Annotated in this window: 15 protein-coding genes; 7 read left to right on the top strand and 8 right to left on the bottom strand. The window is 72.6% G+C overall.

Annotated elements, in window-relative coordinates; genetic code table 11:
• Positions 1-18: 18 nt before the first annotated feature.
• The 6 genes from ACFQH9_RS10215 to ACFQH9_RS10190 all read left to right on the top strand — a co-directional run bounded on the left by ACFQH9_RS10215 (position 19) and on the right by ACFQH9_RS10190 (position 6,551).
• Positions 19-981: a metal ABC transporter solute-binding protein, Zn/Mn family gene (locus ACFQH9_RS10215; protein ID WP_379565705.1), complete on the top strand. Its 963-nt coding sequence runs from the start codon at positions 19-21 to the stop codon at positions 979-981.
• A gap of 2 nt (positions 982-983) precedes the next feature.
• Positions 984-1,721, top strand: a complete 738-nt coding sequence (locus ACFQH9_RS10210; RefSeq protein WP_379565704.1) for a metal ABC transporter ATP-binding protein — start codon at positions 984-986, stop codon at positions 1,719-1,721.
• Positions 1,709-2,896 (top strand): iron chelate uptake ABC transporter family permease subunit, encoded by a 1,188-nt coding sequence (locus tag ACFQH9_RS10205; protein WP_379565703.1) that lies wholly within the window; start codon positions 1,709-1,711, stop codon positions 2,894-2,896. Before ACFQH9_RS10210 ends, ACFQH9_RS10205 begins: the two co-directional genes overlap by 13 nt.
• Positions 2,893-3,777: a metal ABC transporter permease gene (locus ACFQH9_RS10200; protein ID WP_379565702.1), complete on the top strand. Its 885-nt coding sequence runs from the start codon at positions 2,893-2,895 to the stop codon at positions 3,775-3,777. The genes ACFQH9_RS10205 and ACFQH9_RS10200 overlap by 4 nt, the downstream gene beginning before the upstream one ends.
• Positions 3,778-3,909: 132 nt before the next feature.
• A complete protein-coding gene (locus ACFQH9_RS10195) occupies positions 3,910-4,992 on the top strand; it encodes a gamma-glutamylcyclotransferase (RefSeq protein WP_379565701.1) in 1,083 nt (360 codons plus the stop codon).
• 155 nt (positions 4,993-5,147) lie between these two features.
• Positions 5,148-6,551 carry an MFS transporter gene (locus ACFQH9_RS10190; protein WP_379565700.1) on the top strand — a complete coding sequence of 468 codons (1,404 nt, stop codon included), beginning with the start codon at positions 5,148-5,150 and terminating at the stop codon, positions 6,549-6,551.
• A 96-nt stretch (positions 6,552-6,647) separates the two neighbouring features.
• Here the strand turns inward: ACFQH9_RS10190 and ACFQH9_RS10185 are convergent, their stop codons facing one another.
• From ACFQH9_RS10185 to ACFQH9_RS10160, 6 genes are all read right to left on the bottom strand, one after another.
• Positions 6,648-7,763 carry an amidohydrolase family protein gene (locus ACFQH9_RS10185; RefSeq protein ID WP_379565699.1) on the bottom strand — a complete coding sequence of 372 codons (1,116 nt, stop codon included), beginning with the start codon at positions 7,761-7,763 and terminating at the stop codon, positions 6,648-6,650.
• Between the two features lie 126 nt (positions 7,764-7,889).
• Positions 7,890-9,578, bottom strand: coding sequence for a chaperonin GroEL (gene groL, locus ACFQH9_RS10180; protein ID WP_379565698.1), 1,689 nt, complete (start codon positions 9,576-9,578; stop codon positions 7,890-7,892).
• Positions 9,579-9,721: 143 nt separating this feature from the next.
• Positions 9,722-10,096 (bottom strand): propane 2-monooxygenase effector subunit MimD, encoded by a 375-nt coding sequence (gene mimD / locus ACFQH9_RS10175; RefSeq protein ID WP_379565697.1) that lies wholly within the window; start codon positions 10,094-10,096, stop codon positions 9,722-9,724.
• Positions 10,093-11,295 (bottom strand): ferritin family protein, encoded by a 1,203-nt coding sequence (locus ACFQH9_RS10170; RefSeq protein WP_379565696.1) that lies wholly within the window; start codon positions 11,293-11,295, stop codon positions 10,093-10,095. Before ACFQH9_RS10170 ends, mimD begins: the two co-directional genes overlap by 4 nt.
• Positions 11,292-12,347, bottom strand: coding sequence for an NADH:ubiquinone reductase (Na(+)-transporting) subunit F (locus ACFQH9_RS10165; RefSeq protein ID WP_379565695.1), 1,056 nt, complete (start codon positions 12,345-12,347; stop codon positions 11,292-11,294). Before ACFQH9_RS10165 ends, ACFQH9_RS10170 begins: the two co-directional genes overlap by 4 nt.
• Before the next feature lie 200 nt (positions 12,348-12,547).
• The gene (locus tag ACFQH9_RS10160) at positions 12,548-14,185 is read right to left on the bottom strand and encodes a ferritin family protein (RefSeq protein WP_379565804.1); all 1,638 of its coding nucleotides are present in this window, start codon (positions 14,183-14,185) and stop codon (positions 12,548-12,550) included.
• Between the two features lie 339 nt (positions 14,186-14,524).
• Between ACFQH9_RS10160 and ACFQH9_RS10155 the strand changes: the two genes are divergently transcribed.
• Positions 14,525-16,411 carry a sigma-54-dependent Fis family transcriptional regulator gene (locus tag ACFQH9_RS10155; RefSeq protein ID WP_379565694.1) on the top strand — a complete coding sequence of 629 codons (1,887 nt, stop codon included), beginning with the start codon at positions 14,525-14,527 and terminating at the stop codon, positions 16,409-16,411.
• A gap of 117 nt (positions 16,412-16,528) precedes the next feature.
• On the opposite strand, the gene ACFQH9_RS10150 is transcribed toward ACFQH9_RS10155, so the two are convergent.
• Both ACFQH9_RS10150 and ACFQH9_RS10145 read right to left on the bottom strand, forming a co-directional pair.
• Positions 16,529-17,407 carry an SCO6745 family protein gene (locus ACFQH9_RS10150; RefSeq protein WP_379565693.1) on the bottom strand — a complete coding sequence of 293 codons (879 nt, stop codon included), beginning with the start codon at positions 17,405-17,407 and terminating at the stop codon, positions 16,529-16,531.
• Between the two features lie 76 nt (positions 17,408-17,483).
• Entirely contained in the window at positions 17,484-17,867 is a 384-nt protein-coding gene (locus tag ACFQH9_RS10145) for a winged helix-turn-helix transcriptional regulator (protein WP_379565692.1), read from the bottom strand.
• Positions 17,868-17,944: the final 77 nt, after the last annotated feature.

Here is a 17,944-nt window from a genome sequence, read left to right as displayed (position 1 = left end):
TGGTGTAGGCGGGTCTACATGACGGATCGGCGCAGGTGGCGGGCGATACCTCTGCTCGTCCTGTGCGTCCTCCTGCTCGGTGGCTGCGCCGCCCGGAGTGTGACCGCGGACCGGGAGCCGGTGGCCGCGCGGCAGGTCCGGGTCACCACCACGACCACGATGATCACCGACGCGGTGCGCCGGATCGGCGGCGACCGGGTGCAGGTCACGGGGCTGATGGGGCCCGGCGTGGATCCGCACCTGTTCAAGGCGAGCGCGCGGGACGTCCGCTCGCTGCGGGACGCCGACCTGATCCTCTACGGCGGGCTGGGCCTGGAGGGGAAGATGGGCGACCTGCTGGCCGACCTGGCCGCGCGACAGCCCACCGCCGCCGTCACCGACGGGATCCCACGCGCCGCGCTGCTGACCCACCCCGGCTCGCCCGAGCCGGACCCGCACGTCTGGTTCGACGTCGCGCTGTGGGAGGACTGCGCCCGCACGATCGCCGACCGGCTGGCCACGCTCGACCCGCAGCACGCGGACGTCTACCGGGTCAACCTCGACTCCTACCTGGCCGAGCTGAGCGCGCTCGACACGGAGGTCCGCGCCCGGATCGCCGCGATCCCGCCGGCCCAGCGGCTGCTCGTGACCTCGCACGACGCCTTCGCCTACTTCGGCCGCCGGTACGGCATCGAGGTCGCCGCGATCCAGGGCATCTCCACGGCCGCCGAGGCCACGACGGCCGACGTGGAGCGCGTGGCCGAGCTGCTCGCCTCCCGCCGGGTCCCCGCCGCCTTCATCGAGACCTCGGTCCCGCGCCGGACGGTCGACGCGCTGCTCGCCGCGACCGCCGAGCGGGGGTTCGGGGCGCACATCGGCGGGGAGCTGTACACCGACTCCGCCGGGGAGCCCGGGACGCCCGAGGGGACCTACCCGGGCATGGTCCGCACGAACGCCGAGCTGATCGCGAGCGCCCTCGGGGCGCCGGGCCGGGAAGGGTGAGCATGCACGCTCTGGAGATCTCCGCGCTGACCGTGTCCTACCGGGCGGCACCCGCGCTCTGGCAGGTCGACGCGAGCTTCCCTCGGGGAGCCCTGTCGGCGATCGTCGGCCCGAACGGTGCGGGCAAGTCCACCCTGCTCAAGGCCGCTCTCGGGCTGGTGCCGGCGGACTCCGGCACCGTGCGGATCGCCGGCGTGCAGGGCCGGGCGGCGCTGGAGAACCTCGCGTACGTCCCGCAGGCGGAGTCCGTGGACTGGGACTTCCCGATCACCGTGGCCGAGGTCGTTGCGATGGGCCGCTACCGGGCGGCCGGCTGGTTCCGCCGGATCGGCCGCGGCGACCGGCGGATCGCCGAGGAGTGCCTGGACCGGGTGGGCATGGCGCCGCTCGCCCGGCGGCAGATCGGCCAGCTCTCCGGCGGCCAGCGGCAGCGCGTGTTCCTCGCCCGCGCCCTGGCCCAGCGGGCGGAGGTGCTGGTGATGGACGAGCCGTTCGCGGGCGTCGACGCCCGCACCCAGGCCGACCTGCTCGAGCTGCTCCGCACGCTGTCCGACGAGGGCGGCTCCACCGTCGTCGTGCACCACGACCTCGCGCAGGTCCGTAGCGCCTTCGACTGGGTGCTGCTGCTCAACGTCCGCGCGCTGGGCTGCGGGCCGACGGCGGAGGTGCTCACCGAGGAGGCCGTGCGGCGCGCCTACGGGGCCGGCCTGCCCGAGGGGACGCCGGTGTGGACCGGCTGAGCCTGGACTCCCTGGGCGCGCTGCTGGGCCTGCCCTACACCGACACCGTCGTCGTCGCGGGCGCGCTGGTCCTCGGCGTGACGAGCGGGGTCCTGGGTTCGTTCGCGGTGCTCCGCGGCCGCTCGCTGGTCGGCGACGCGATCGCGCACTCCACGCTGCCCGGGGTCTGCGTGGCCTTCCTCGTGCTCGGCACCAAGGAGGTCGCCGGGCTGCTCGCGGGCGCGGCGGTCGCGGGGCTGGTCGCGGCCCTGCTCATGGTGGCCGTCGAACGGTCCCGGCTGCGGCCGGACACCGCGATCGGCGTGGTGCTGTCCGGCTTCTTCTCGCTCGGCATCGTGCTGCTCACCCACATCACCGCGGGCGGCAACGCCCAGCAGGCCGGCCTGGAGAGCTTCCTGTTCGGGCAGGCCGCGGGCCTGCTCGAACGCGACGTCGCCGTGATGGCCGCGGTCGGCGCCGTCGGCGTGGCCGCGGTCGTGCTGCTGCGCCGCGCGCTCGCCGCCACGCTGTTCGACCGGGCCTACGCGGCCGTGATCGGGCTGCCGACGCGGGCGATGGAGATCGCGGTCACGGGCTTCCTCGTCGCGGCCGTGGTGATCGGGGTGCGGCTGGTCGGCGCGATCCTCATGGTCGCCATGCTCGCCGTCCCGACGGTGACCGCACGGCAGCTGGCCGACCGCTTCCCACGGGTGCTCGTGCTGGCCGGGGTGGTGGGCGCGGTCGTCGGCGTGACGGGGGCGCTGCTCGCCACGCGCGGGCAGCTGCCGACCGGGCCCGTCGTCGTGCTGGTGGGGGTGGTCGTCGCGCTGCTCGCGGTGGTCCTGGCCCCGGGTCGCGGGGTGCTTTCCCGGCGGCTGCGGCTCGGACGGCGCCGCCGCGCCGCCCGCCGCGCCACCGCCCTGCAGGACCCGGCCTCCGCCGACCCGCGGACCCGCCGGCGGCTGGTGTCGGCCGGGCTGCTCACCGCGGAGGGCACGCTGACCGGCGCCGGCGAGGCCGCGCGGGCCGAGGTCGCGGAGCACCTGGCGCTCTGGCGGGCCTGGCTCGACCACGGCCCGCAGATCAGGCTGCGGGACGCCCGCGAGCCCGACCCCCTCGACCTCGTCGGCACCCTCGACCCGGAGGCGCTCGCCGAGCTGCGGGAGCGCGCCGGGCTGGACGGGGGCGTCCGGTGACGGCCGACGACCTCACGATCGTGCTGGTCGCGGGCCTGACCGCGACGGCCTGCGGGCTGCTCGGCCCGTTCCTGGTGCTGCGCCGGATGGCCCTGCTCGCCGACGCCGTCAGCCACGCGGTGCTGCCGGGGATCGTGGCCGTGTGGCTCATCGCGGAGACCCGGGCGCCGGTGCCGGTGGTCGCGGGCGCCGCCGCGTTCGCCGTGCTCTGCGTGCTCGGGATCGACGCCGTGCGCGCCACCGGGCTGGTGGCCTCGGACGCGGCGATCGCGCTCGTCTTCCCCGCGCTGTTCTCGCTCGGCGTCCTCGGGATCACCCGCTACGCCTCGGACATCCACCTCGACCTGGACTCCACGATCTACGGCGAGATCGCGTTCACCCCGTTCGACGTCGTGACCATCGGCGGCGTCGCCCTGGCGCGGTCCGGCGTGGTCCTCGCCGGGGTCGTGCTGCTCGACCTCGTGTTGGTCACGGCGCTGTGGAAGGAGCTGCGGGCCACGACCTTCGACCCGCACTTCGGCGCGGTCACCGGGCTGCGGCCGCGGCTGCTCTCGCGGCTGCTGCTGGTCGCGGTGGCGATCACCGCGGTCTCGGCCTTCGAGGCCGTGGGCGCGATCCTGGTCGTCACGATGCTGATCGTCCCCGCCGCGACGGCCTTCCTCGTGACCCGCAGCCTGGCCGCGATGGTGGCCGTGGCCGTCGCCGTGGGGTGGGTGGGCGCGGTGGCGGGACACGTCCTCGCGCTCACCTTCGACAGCTCGATCGCCGGGGCGATGGGGCTGGTGTGCACGGGCTGCTTCGTCGTGGCGCTGATCGCCTCGCCCCGCGGCGCGGTCGCCCGCCTCCTCCGCACCCGCCGGCAGCGCGCCCTGGCCCCCTGACGCACCTCGGGAGCCCTGCCGAGCGCGCAGGGGATCCCCACTGCGGCCGGAGCCGCCCCCGGGAACGCGTCATGGATCCCTCCTGCGGCCGCAGCCGCCCGCGGAACGCGTTGTGGATCCATACTGCGGGGGATGTCCCTCGACTTCCCCGACGCCGCGTATCCCGACGCGCCGTACCCGGGGGTCGTGCCGGACCGCTCGTTCGTGCACGTCGAGGGCGGCGGGCTCGCGCTGGACGCCGATCCGTCCGCCCGCTCCTCCTGGCGCGTCTGCGGTCCGGAGCACGGTCCCGGGCACGGCCCCGACCTCGACGCCTGGCTCGCCGACCGGGAGGCACCGCCGCTGGCCGCGCGCGTCCCGCTGCTCACCTACGGCTCCAACCGCAACCCGGCCAAGATCGGCTGGTTGCGCCGCGAGCTGGGGCTGGCTGGCCCCGTCGTCGTCCTCAGGGCCCGGACGACCGGGCTGACCGCCGTGTGGGCGCACGGCCGGCGCGTGGTCGACGACCAGCGGCCGGCGGTGCTGGCCGCCGCCCCGGGCCTGGTCGAGGAGCACTCCGTGTGGTTCGCGACCCCGGAGCAGGTCGCGGTGCTCGACCGCTGCGAGGGCCGCGCCTCCGGCCGCTACCGCCTGGCCCGCGTGCACACCGGCGAGGTGCGCACCGAGGACGGGACCCTGCTCGACGACGTCCTGGCGTACGTCGGGCGGGCCGGCATCCGCCGGCCGCTGCTGGTCGACGGCGAGATGATCCGCTGCACCGACCTGCCGCAGACCGCGGCCCGGGCGCTGCACGGCGAGCGGGCGCCGTCGGACGGGCTGGACGCGACCACCCTCGCCGGGGCGCCGGACCCGGACGCCTGGCCCGCTCGGCTGTTCGTCTACGGCACCCTCCAGCCCGGCGAGCGCGCCTGGCCCCTGCTCGCCGGCGCCGCCGCCGGTCCCGCCGAGCCGGCCACGGTTCCCGGGACGCTGCTCGACACCGGCCTCGGCCACCCGGCCATGCTCCGCGACCCCGGGCCCGGCGTGCCCGGGCACGTCGTCCCGCTGCGGGACCCGGCCGCCCTGCTGCCCCGGCTCGACCGCTACGAGGGCCCGGGTTACACCCGCGTCCGTCTCTCGACCGCGGACGGACGAGCGTGTTGGACGTACGTGTGGACCGGCCCCACCCGGGGCTTCCGGACCCTCGGACGGTGGTGCACGCCTCACCCGGCGTGACCCCGCGTCGCCCCGTGACCGGCCTCTCAGGACGGGCGAAATCCCTCGACACCGGCCCCGGAGAGCGGGTTTACGCGGTGGTCGTCCGGCGGCCACGCCCTGCGGGAAGCGCGGGGCTCACCTAGCGTGGTCCGACAACCGAGACGGGGGACGTGATGAGCGAATCCAACGCGCACGGTCACGGGAACCGGCACGAGGTCCAGGAGGCCGACCCGGCGACCGTGAAGAAGGCGGTGGCCGGGGCGGCCATCGGGAACGGCGTCGAATGGTTCGACTACGCCGTCTACGCCTACCTGACCACACAGATCGGGTTGAACTTCTTCCCCGAGTTCAGCCCCACCGCCCAGTCGATCTTCGTGTTCGCCGGCATCGCGATCCCGTTCGTGCTCCGGCCGCTGGGCGGGATCATCCTGGGCCCGCTCGGGGACCGCTACGGCCGCCGCCAGGTGCTGGCCGTGACGATCGTGCTGATGGCGGGCGCGACCTTCCTCATCGGCCTGCTCCCGAGCTTCAACGTCATCGGTCTGGCCGCGCCGATCCTGCTGCTGACCTTCCGACTGGTGCAGGGCTTCTCCACCGGCGGCGAGTACGGCGGCGCCGCGACCTTCATCGCCGAGTACGCGCCGTACAAGCGGCGGGGCTTCTTCGGGTCGTTCCTCGAGTTCGGCACCCTCGCCGGCACCGTGCTGGGCGCCATCCTGGCCACCGCCGTGCAGCTGGGCCTGTCCGAGCAGGCCCTCAACAGCTGGGGCTGGCGCATCCCGTTCCTCGTCGCCGGCCCGCTCGGCCTGGTCGGTTTCTACCTGCGGTCCAAGCTCGAGGACACCCCGGCCTTCCGCGCCGCCGAGCAGGACCACACCACCACCTCGGCGCCCTTCCGCGAGGTCTGCCGGAACGTCTGGCCGCAGATCCTGCACCTCGTCGGCTTCGTCATGCTGCTCAACGTCGCCAACTACACGCTGCTGACGTACATGCCGAGCTATCTGACCGACACGATCGACATCGACGAGACCGAGGCGCTGTTCGTGCTCATCGGCGTCATGCTGATCATGATGGTGATCATCACCCCGATCGGGCGGCTGTCGGACCGGATCGGCCGCAAGCCGCTGCTGCTCGGCTCGGCGATCAGCACGCTGGTGCTCGCGATCCCGGCGTTCTGGCTGATCAGCCTGAAGAGCTGGCTGCCCGTCACGATCGGCATCGCGATCCTCGGCCTGCAGCTGGTCATGATGCTCGGTGTGATCGGCTCGGCGCTGCCGGCCATGTTCCCGACGCGGAACCGGTACGGCGGCTTCTCGATCGGCTACGCCACCTCGACCGCGGCCTTCGGCGGCACGGCACCGCTGATCAACGAGAGCCTGATCGCGGCCACCGGCAACACCTACATCCCGGCCTTCTACCTGATGCTCTCCGCCGCCGTGGCCATCGTGCCGCTGGTCAAGATGCCCGAGACGGCCGGCCTCGACATCTCCCACCCGACCCGCATCCCGGGCACCGACAACTACGTGCCGGAACGGGAGCCCGCGCTGGCCGCGGGCGAGGGCCGGTCGGCCGGCTGACGACCGGCCGAGAACCGCCGCACGACGGCCCGGGGTCCGGCAGGGCTCCGGGCCGTCCGCCTGTGTCGAGGGGCTCTTCCCCGACGTGCCGGGCCGTCAGCGGGCGCGGGCGACCGAGTCCCGCGCGACGAGCGCCTCCGGGACCGGCAGCCGGTAGAGCCGGGCCGCGTTGGCCCCCAGCACGGCCTGCACCGCGGAGGGCCCGAGCCCGCGCGCCAGCAGGGCCGCGGCCGTCTCCCCGACGAGCCGCTCCGGCCGTACGAGCGGGTAGCCGCTGCCGAACAGCAGCCGCTCGGGGCCGAACGCGGCCAGCAGCGCGTCGAGCGCCTCCCCCGCCTCCCGCGGATGCGTCCGCAGTCCGGCGAGGACGTCGGTGAGCAGCACGTGCACCCCGGGCAGCTGGGCCAGCCGGGTCAGCACCGGCGTCGGCAGCCAGCCCGCGCCCAGCACGAACCGCACCCGCGGCAGCGCGGCGACCAGCGCCCGGACCTGCCCGGGGTCGATGCGCCCGGCCGGTGCCGGCCGGGTGTCGCGCTCCCGGACGGGCAGGGCCGACCCGGAACGCACCGGTTCGGCCCAGCTCGGCCAGCGTGCGCGGATCCGCCCGGAGCCGGTGGGCCGGTCCGGGACGCCGCCGTGGCTCCAGACGGGGGCCCCGGCGGCCGGGTGCGCGACCGCCCCGACCCCCAGGTGCACCACGGCGGCGCCCGCCTGCTCGGCCCGCCCCAGCGCCCGGCGCAGGGCCGGGTCGTCGAGTCCGAGGCGGACCTCGGGGCGGGTCCCGGAGGTCAGGGACAGCCCGCGCAGGTCCTCCCGGCGCACCCGGGCGGCGATGCCGCGGCGGCCGCCCTCGTCGGCAGGGTCGAGCTCGCCGGTCACGGCGAACCGGCCGGCGAGCCCCTCCGCGAGCTCGGCGGACCAGGCCGAGGGCGCGAACCCGAGGACGAACAGCGACCCCAGCCCGAGCGGCTGCAGCACCGCCCGGTCCACGTGCCCCCGGCCCAGCAGGTCGGTGACCAGGGAGCGCTCGCCGACCGCGGCGAACTCGTCGAACGGGATCGGCCGCGGCGTGCGGTCGAGGACGCGGTGCCGGTGGTGGAGGTCGGCGACGAACTGCTCGCCCGCCGGGCCCGCCTGGTTGTGCGGGCTGCCGTCCCACGCGTGCACGTGGGCGTCGACGACGACGTAGCGCTCCCCGCCGACCTCGTACACCGCGCCTCTCCCGTCGCGTCAGGGAACCATGATGCGATTCAGCCCGGCTCGTCCGCGTCAGGGAACCGTGATGCGCTCCAGCCCGTCGCTGTCGCGCATCAGGGTTCCCCGATGCGGTCGTCCGGGTCAGCCCACGGACGGGCCGAGGCCCAGGGACTGCGGCGTGGACGAGTCCGGGCTGGGCTGCGGGATGCCCTCGTCGAGCTGGCCGAACTCGGTCATCAGCGCCTTGTTCCAGGGCGTGACCTCCTCGGCCACCAGCGAGTTCGTGGTGAGCACCAGGCCGGCCACCGACGCACCCGCCTGCAGCGCGGAGCGCACCACCCGCAGCGGGTCGATGATGCCCATCTCGACCATGTTCCCGAAGCGGCCCTCCAGGGCGTCGAAGCCGGAGTCGACGTCCAGCGCGGTCATCTGCTTGACGACGTCGTCGCCGTCGTAGCCCGCGTTGGTCGCGATCAGGTGGGCCGGCTCCGTGAGCGCCGCCCGCACGATCGAGACGCCGATCTCGTAGTCCCCGGACACGTCCAGCTCGTCCAGCACCGGCTCGGCGTGCAGCAGCGCCGCGCCGCCGCCGGCGACGATGCCCTCCGCCACGGCCGCGCGGGTCGCCTGGAGCGAGTCGTCGACGCGGTGCCGGATCTCCTTGGCCTCGGCGTTGGTCGCGGCGCCGACGCGGATGATCGCGGCCTTGCCGGACAGCCGGGCGATGCGCTCGGAGAAGAAGTCCTCGTCCGTGCCGATGGTCGCCCGGGCCAGCTCGGCGCGCAGCTGCGCCAGCCGGGTCTCCAGCGCCGACCGGTCGCCCTTGCCGCCGATGATCGTCGTGCTCTCGCTGGTCACGATGACCTGCGAGGCCCGGCCGAGGTGCTCGGTGCGGATCTGGTCGAGGGAGAAGGACGAGCTCTTGCTGTGCACCTTCCCGCCGCACAGCGCCGCCATGTCCTCCAGCAGGTGGATGCGCTTCTCGCCGAAGCCGGGCGCCTTGATCGCGACGGCCTGGAAGTTCCCGTTGACGTGGTTGTGCACCAGCATCTGCAGCGCGGTGCCCTCGACCGTCTCGGCGACCACGACGAGCGGCCGGCGCTCGCCGCGCATGATCGCGTCCAGCACCGGCATCAGGGACTGGACGTCCTTGATCTTCTCCGCGGAGAAGAGGATGTAGGGGTCGTCGACGATCGCCTCGAGCGTGCCGGGGTTCGTCACCATGTACGGCGTGACGTAGCCGTTGTCGAACTGGAAGTCCTCCACGAAGTCGACCGAGATGCTCGGGAACGGCGCGTCCTCGACGGTGACCACGCCGTCGTCCCCGACGGTGTGCAGGGCCTTGGCCACGACGCGGCCGATGGACTCGTCGTCGTTCGCGGAGATGGAGGCGACGCGGGCGTAGTCGTCCTCCGTCGAGACGGGGTGCGACACGGTCTGCAGGTGCTCGACGAGCGCGCGGACGGCGAGGTCGATCCCGCGCTTGACCAGCACGGGGTTGCCGCCGTTGGCGATGGCCTTCATGCCCTGGCGGACGATCGCCTGGGCGAGCACGGTGGCGGTGGTGGTGCCGTCGCCGACCGTGTCGTTGGTCTGGACGGCGGCTTCCTTGACCAGCTGGGCGCCCATGTTCTCGAACGGGTCGCGCAGGTGGATCTCGCGGGCGATGGTGACGCCGTCGTTCGTGACCTCGGGCGAACCCGTGATCTTCTCCAGGATGACGTTGCGGCCCTTGGGCCCGAGCGTGCTCTTGACGGCCTCGGCGAGCTGGTCGACGCCGGCCTGCAACAGGCGGCGGCCCTCTTCGCCGAATCGGAGTTCCTTGGCCATGATCGGGGTCCTCCCGGAGTATCAGAACTGCGTTGGTCTGCGGCGCGGGTGCGGATCAACGGTCCGTCGGTGGCGGCGGCGCGGGCGAGCGCGAGGCTCTGCCGCGACCGCCGCCACCGGCGGGTGCGTGAGGAGCGGCGGTCCTACTGCTGGATCGGCTTCAGGTCGAAGTCGATGTACTCGGCCGCGTCCTCGGGGTTGGCGAACATGATCGTCTTGTCGTCGAGGTGGACCATGCGGCCGTAGTGCGTGGACATGTTCTCCTCGAACTCGGCGGCGTCGAACCAGCCCTCCTCCTCGCCGGCCTCCTCGTCCATCTCGGCGTAGTTGACCTCGAAGCTGCCCTTCCCGTCGACACGGATCATGGAGGGCAGGTGCTGGACGGTGACGTTCTCCTGCCGGTCGAGGACGTTCGCCATGATCGCGCCGATCTGGTTGTTCATCAGCGTGAACCCGCACATGTTCGAGGCGGAGTTGTCCGACTTGAAGGGGCTCTCGGAGGTCTTGAAGGCGGTCACTGCTTCAGCTCCTCGGGGGTCTCCAGGCCGAGATCGCGGCAGATCCCGGCGAAGCGGTTCTTGGCCTTGTCGAGGCTGTCCTCGAACCTCGGGGGCTTGGCGTCGGGCTGTGACCACATCGGCTGCATGGTGCGGGCGGCCTCGAGCGCCTGCGGCACCCAGTGGGAGAGCCAGCCCTGCATGAGGCCCTTGTTGTGGTCGGCGAACTCCCGGTCCTGGGTGAGCGGTGCGAAGCAGGCGATCGTCCAGCGCAGGTCGCGCTGGGCGTAGTCGAACTCGCCCGCACCCATGACCGTCGGGGTGACGAAGTCGCCGTTCCCGGCAGCCGACTGCATGACCAGGTTGCTCCGGAAGAGCTCACCGATGAGCGGCTCGAACACGACGTTCGCGGCGAAGACGGCCTCGCCCCAGTCGTCCTGCACCGCCGTCAGGGCCTCGCAGACCTTGCGCGCACCCTGCCACTCCGAGTCGGAGTTCCAGGCCTCGAGGTGGGCCGAGCCGTCGAAGCCGTCGATCTCCTCGGTGAGCGTCAGGTTGTAGAGCGCGAGGTCCTGCGCGAACCGGATCTTGCGCGTGCTGTTGGCCGCCAACGCGGTGTTGTGCATGTTCGTCGGCGCCGACCGCTCGTTCGCGGCGAAGACGTAGAGGCCGAGGATGTGCTCGATGTGCATCCAGGCGCCGACGTTGCGCTCGACGAAGCGGATCCAGTTCGGCGTCCACAGGTCGAACGCCTTGCTGTTGCGGGCGTTGTCGACGTTCTGGGTGAGCTGGCGGACGACGTTGGCGTTGTACCGGTAGAGGCTCTGCTCCCACTCCTCGTTCGGGTCGCGGAACTCGTGCCAGCCGTGCGCCGGCCACTCCTTGACGGGCATGCCGCCCGTGCCGGGCCCGCGCTGGGGCTCGGGGTTGTCCACACCCCAGGCCTTGAGCTTGGTCCAGTGCAGCGGGTAGCCGCCCTCGCCGTTGGCGAAGCCGTAGATCCAGCCCTGGGTGAGGTAGTGCCGCGGGTCGGGCTGGACCTCGACCGTCACGTCCTCGTAGTGGGTCTGCTTGCGCTTCGCCGGCTTGAAGTAGTTGTAGCGCCGTGCGGCGGGGCTCGAGTCGGGGAATTCCTTCGCGCCCGCCTCGGCGTCCGTGAACACGGGCTTCGGGACGCTGCGTTCGGTCGGGGCGGAGGGATTGCTCTCTGTGGTGGTCACTGCCCGTCCTGGCCTTCCTGCTCACCGGTCGTGGTGAACTTGTCGTAGAAGATGTTCTGCTCGCGCACGCCCAGTGCGGTCAGCGTCGCGATCGCCGCGTCGACCATGGGCGGCGGACCGCAGACGTAGGCATCTGCTCCTTCCAGGTTCGTCTCCAACGTCTTGACCACCTCGGTGATGAGACCGGTGTGGCCCTCCCACGGCTCGCCCTCCGCCGGCTCGGACAGGGCGGGCACGTAGCGGAAGTTCGGGAGCTTCTCGGCGAGCCCGTGGAGCTCGGGCTCGAAGCACAGGTCGCGGGCGGTGCGGGCGCCGTAGTAGAAGGTCGCCTTGCGGTCGACCCCGCGTTCGGCCATGGACCGCAGCAGGCCGAGCACCGGGGCCATGCCGGCCCCGCCGCCCACGAAGATCAGATCGGAGGTCCGCGCCTCGCGCAGGGTGAAGGTCCCGAACGGGGCCTCCACCTCCAACCGGTCGCCGACCTGCAGCTTCTCCGCCAGGTGCTCGGAGAACAGGCCGCCCGGGTAGACCTTGATGACGAACTCGAAGAGCCCCTCGCGGTTGGGGGTGTTCGCCATCGAGAAGGACCGCGTCTCCTCGGTGCCGGGGACGACGAAGTCCATGTACTGGCCCGGGAAGAACTTGATCTCCGCCGGCTCGACGAGCTTGACGACGAGGTGCCGCATGTCGTGCGTGACGGCCTCGTTGGACACCACCTCGACCGTGCCCCGGCGCAGCGGGAGGCCGCTGCGGATGATCTCCTCGTCGTAGTTGAGGAGTTCGATCACGAGGTCCTCGTAGGCGTGCGCCCGGCACAGCAGCGTCTGCCCGTCCTCCTTCTCGTAGTCCGGCAGGGCGAAGGTCGAATAGCTGTCGAGCTCGATGTCCTCGCCCTCGAGGACGAAGGACTTGCAGGCCGCGCACTGGCCTTCCTTGCAGCCGTGCATGAGCTGGACGCCGTTCTCGGCCGCGGCGCGCAGGATCGTCTGGTCCTCGTCGACCTCGATCTCGATGCCGACCGGCTCGAAACGCACCGTGTGTTTGTCGCCCAAGGGGAGGACCACCTCTCGACTCGGTTGGGCAGCACCCGCGGGCCGGGCCCCACCATCACTCCACTGTGGACGGTGATGGTCGCGGGCGGGCCCGGGACCCGCGGGTGCGACGTACTGCCGGGGACGCCCGAGCGGGCGGGTGTCCCCGGGGCGGGGGGAGGACCGGGCGGACCGGTCCTCCCCCCTCGCCTGACCCGCGCTCAGGCGTCCTTGGGAGCCGGCCGGCCGGCCGGGCCCTGGCGGTTGTAGTCCGCCTTGAACGCCTCACGCTCGGCGTCCGACATCTCGTTCAGCAGGACGTTGGGGCTCTGCAGATGCGGCATGCGCCGCATGTGGTCGAGCGTCCACATCTTCTTCGGGTCGAGGTTCAGGTGCGGCTGCGCGGTCATGGTCTTGCCGTCGTCGCGGACGAAGCCCATGTCCTTCACCACGTCGGCCCAGTTCCAGCCGTGGTACAGCGTCTCCCACTCGCGGTGGCCCACGAGGCGGCCCATGTTCGGGGTCTCGCGGCCCTGGTAGACCGGGCGGAAGGCCTCTGCGTCGGTCCAGCGGCAGACCTCGTGGCAGTACGTCCGCCACTGCCCGTCGACCTCCTGCATGACCATGTCCTCACGCACGAGGCACGGCACCATGCAGGTCCAGCAGCGGTGCGGGTACACGTAGTCGACGTCCTCGGCCACGATCGCGTTGTGGCCGTTCGGGACGGCCAGGCGGTTGTAGTTCTCCCACCACTTGCCGTACTTGTCGTACCAGCCCGGGTACTTGTACTCGAACCACTCGAAGTCCTCGTCGGTCATGCCGTCGATGCGCCAGTAGTTGGCGAGCCAACCGGTGGCGAAGAACTGCGCGACCTCGTGGACGTAGCCCTTCTCCCAGATCTGCTTCCACGACTCCTCGACGAGGTCGTGCGGGATCGTCAGGCCGTACTTCTCGAGCGGGACCAGGTAGGACCGGTAGTAGTCGTCGTAGATCCAGCGGCGCCACATCTCCGCGTACGACTCGCGGTCCTTGCGGCGGTCCTTCGTGCCGTACTCGATGAAGGTGCCGATCGCGGCGTCGACGACGCGGTGGTTGTTCCACCAGGCGTAGCGCAGGTCGCGCTCGAGCAGCTGGCGGTTGTCCTCGTCCGACAGCGCCATCAGCAGCGTGGCGTAGCCGTTGGAGATGTGCCGCGACTCGTCGGACTGCACGGAGTGGAAGACCGTCGGCAGCAGGTAGTCGCCGTTCGCCGCCGCCTCGGCCGGCATGGCCACGAACAGCGTGTTCGTGAAGGCCGTCTCGGCGACGATCGTCAGGTAGATGCTCGCCGCGGTGATCGCGTCGCCGGTGATGAACCCCTCGGCGAACTGCCGGCCGATGGTGCCGCAGTAGTCGCTCTGGAAGTTCCGCAGGCTGTTGTTGAAGCCCGCCGGGTCGATGTAGTTGTTCATGTACAGGCGCTTGAGGTTCTGCTGGATCGTGCTGTGCCGAACCTCGTCGATCATCTGGATCGCCTGGCCGTTGTGCAGCTCCGGGTTCGGGACCGCGTGGAACAGCATCGGCATCGAGCGCGCCGCCGAGATCTCCGGCAACGGGATGATCGACAGGAAGAGCTTCTGCCACTCCAGCCAACGCTCCTGGACCTGGCGGAACATGTTCCCGCGGATGGCACCGTCCTGAGCGCCGTAGACGCGGTGGTCCTTCTCCTCCTCCATCGGGAAGTAGGACCGCAGGACCTGCTTGAGCGGGTCCTTCTTCGCGGCCTTCCGGAAGGTGTAGTCGGTTCCGTACTTCATGTACGGCTCGTGGTACTGCGGCTCCCAGGCGAGTTCCTGGATCTTCTGGTGAGCCTTAGCCAAGCTCTGCCGACTCACGTCGTCTCCTCACGGTGGTGGGGTGAGAGCGCACAGAGCTGACGCCGCGGGATGGCGCGGGAGCCCGCGACGCTGTCGGGCTCTGTGCCCGAGGTTCGCGCGCCGGGGCCGGGAGTGCTCCCCGTCACAGCTCACCTCGTGCCAGGAATCACACCCTCCGCCCCCCTGAACTGCGGTCTCAATATGAGACGGTGTGGGGCTGACCAGCCCCTTTCGGGTCCGGCGATACGCCTCTAGCGTGGTCGGGGTCCGGGCGGTACCGTCCGGGCCGATCCCGGCTGCCGCGTTACCGCGGACCACAGCTGCTCCGAGAAGGGCAACCGGTTGGTCGACCAGAACGAACGCGCCGTCCCCCACGAGGCGCCGGACGACGAAGAAGGGTCCGGGCGCCGCCCTCCCCTGCCCGTCGAACCGTCGGCGGTCGGGGCCGCGGCCGAACGGGTGGCCCTCGCCCGCGAGGCGTTCCTCCACGATGAGAACCCCGATCCCGGGCTCGTGCGGGCGCCGATCCTCGCCTCGTGGACGCGCTCCCGGCAGTTCTCGGTGCCGAGCGACCACCTCGAGCTGCCGTACGAGAGCGACGCCGAGCCGGACAGCCCGCTGCTGCGCGCCGCCCGGCCCGTCATCGAGGACATCGCGGACCAGTTCGCCACCGAGCCGGTCAGCGTGATCCTGTGCGACGACGAGGGCGTGGTCATCGACCGGCGCACGGGCGACAGCGCGCTGCGCCGGCACCTGGACCGGATCTGGCTCGCCCCCGGCTTCAGCTACGCCGAGCAGTACGTCGGGACGAACGGCATCGGCACGGCCCTGGAGGGCCGCGCGCCCGCGCAGGTGTTCGGGCACGAGCACTACGTCGAGCACCTCGAGGACATGGCGTGCGCCGGCGTGCCGATCCACCACCCCGTGAACGGGAAGCTGCTCGGCGTGCTGGACCTGACCTGCTGGCGCAGCGAGGCCAGCGCGATGATGGCCGCGACCGCCGCGACGATCGCCCGGCGCATCGAGGAGACGCTGCTCGAGCAGTCCGGCCGGCGCGAGCTCACCCTGATGCACGACTACCTGTCCGCGTGCCGCCGCGGCCGCGGCGCCGTCCTCGCCGTCAGCGACGACCTGCTGATGATGAACGACCGGGCCCGCGAGCTGATCGACCCGTCCGACCAGGTGCCGCTGCTCGCCGAGGCCACGGACGCGATCCGCAGCGGGCGCCGGCGCCAGCTGCTCGTCGACCTCCCCAGCGGGGCCACGGCCCGGGTGCAGTGCCGGCCGAGCTGGGCGGAGGGCGGGCTGTCCGGCGGGGTCCTGCAGGTCCAGCTGGTGTCCCGGGCGCCGCTGCACGGCCGCCCGACCACGCCGTCGATCACCACGGCCCTGCCCGCCGCCGTCGGGTCCGGGGCGCTGTGGACGAAGTGCGCCCAGGCCGTCGACCGGCACTTCCGGATGAACGAGTGGCTGGTGCTGGAGGGCGAGTCCGGCTCCGGGCGGACCACCCTGGCCCGGGCCACCCACCAGCTGCACTCCCCCGCCGGGCACGTGCGGGTGCTCGACGCCGCGCACTGCGGCCCGCGGTGGATCGCCGAGGTGTCCGACGAGCTGCACACGGGGGGCGGCACGCTCGTCCTGCAGCACCTCGACGCACTCTCCCCGCAGCACGCGCTGGCCCTGGCCGACGCGCTGGAGCCCTACCGGGAGTCGACGGACCCGGAGCGGCAGTGGGTCGTCGCCACCCGCTCGCGGACCTCCGAGCCGGACTCGCCCGAGCTCACCGAGCTGCTGGGGTGCTTCCCGCGCAGCATCGAGGTGCCGCCGCTGCGCCACCACATCGAGGACGTCGCGGAGCTGGTGCCGTACCTGCTCGCGCGGCTGACCCGGGGCACGGACCTGCACTGCTCGCCAGAGGCCATGCGGGTGCTGATGCGCAACCGCTGGCCGGGCAACGTCGACCAGCTCTACCAGGTGCTGCGCAAGGTCGTCGCGCGCCGGCGCACCGGGACGATCCGGCCCGAGGACCTCCCGCCGGAGACGCGGGCGATCACCCGCCGGGTGCTCACGCCGCTCGAGGCGATCGAGTGCGACGCGATCGTCGACGCCCTGCTCGACACGGACGGCAACAAGGCCGAGGCCGCCCGGCGACTCGGGATGTCGCGGGCCACGATCTACCGCAAGATCCGCGGCTACGGCATCACGATGCCGGACGGCTCGGAGGTCTGAGGGACAGGCGGTCCGGTCCGGCGCTCGGGTCCCCGGCGCTCGGGTCCGACGCTCAGGTCCGACGCTCGGGTCCGAGCTCGGGCCCGGCGGTCCGGGCCCGGTCGCAGGATCCGGTCGTCAGGATCCGGCGAGGTCGTGCGGGCCGGAGGCGGGGTAGCCCTGCGCCTCGCGGACGGCCCGCCCCCACGGACGCAGCAGGGCGACGAGGGTGTCGAGGTCCTCGCCGAGGGCCTGCACGATCGGCTCGCACATCCGGTCCGTCGCGACCTCGACCTCCTCGCGCCCGGCGCGGCCCCGCTCGGTGAGCGCGCCGTCGGCGAGCAGCCCGCGGGCGACCAGCCGTTCCTCCGCGGCGTCGAGCTGCGCCGCGGTCCAGGCCCGGCTGCGGACGTAGCTGCGCAGCGGCAGGCCCCAGTACACCTCGGTGAGCAGCCCGATCTCCGTCGCGTCGAACCCGGCGGCGGTCCACGCCGCCGTGTGCGCGTCGCCGCGGTACTCCCGCAGCAGGTCACCGAGGCGCCAGACGTCGGCCACCGGGTCGCCCGGCAGGCCGAGCGCCCGCAGCCCCGCGAACAGCGGCTTCCCCTCCGGGCGCAGCGGGGCGACGGCGCGCTCCAGCAGCGCGCGGGCCCGGTCGAGGCCCTCCGGCCGCTCACCGAGGACCCGGACGAGCTGGGCGCGGGCGGCGTCCGTGCGCGCCGCGCAGATGGTCGCGGCGTCCGTGAGCGTCCAGCCGTAGGTCACCGCCGGCACGACGGCCTCGGGGTTGAACACGGCGAACGCCGACGCCACCACCTCGCCCGGCACCTGGCCGAGCAGCGATCCCCGGCTGCAGAAGTAGGCCGGGCCGTCCGGGGCGGCCACGCCGCGCAGCGACCGGGGGCTGCCCGCGAACCCGAGCTTCTCGTACGCCTCGTGGGCCTCGGGCGCGAAGTAGACCTGGCCGACGACGGGCTCGAGCGCACTCGCCAACCGCCGGGCCGGAGGGACCGTCACGCTGCCTGCCACTGTGCCTCCCGCGGATCGACCGGAGTCAGCTTAACGGACGTTCGGCCAGTTGCGGGAAGGTCCGTCACGGATGAGCGGCGTCGTACTCGGCGCGCGCGGAGTGCACGTAGGCCTGGTGGCGCTTCGCCCAGTCCGTGAGCAGCGCCAGCGTCTCGGTGAGCTCGCGGGCGGCCTCCGTGAGGCGGTACTCGACCTTGGGCGGGACGGTCGGGTGCACGGTCCGGGTCAGCAGGCCGTCGCGCTCGAGGTTGCGCAGGGTCAGGGTGAGCATCCGGCGGCTGATGTCCGGGATGCCGCGCTCGAACTCGGTGAACCGGACGACGCCCTCGGCCCCGCAGAGCGTGAGGACACCGATCGCCCACTTCCCGCTCACCCGGTCCAGCACCTCGTTCAGCGGGCAGATCTCCTGCAGCGCCGCATGGGGCACATCGGTGTTCCTCCGTGACATGAAAGTGCCTTCTTCCCTGCTCGCGACCCGTGACGAAGCATGACCTCCGTTACGGATCGTGCACCATGGGAGGCCGT

Source organism: Pseudonocardia lutea (assembly GCF_042658055.1).
Lineage (GTDB): Bacteria > Actinomycetota > Actinomycetes > Mycobacteriales > Pseudonocardiaceae > Pseudonocardia > Pseudonocardia lutea.
Note: the sequence above shows the minus strand (reverse complement) of the source record. Positions and strands in the feature narration are given on the sequence as shown.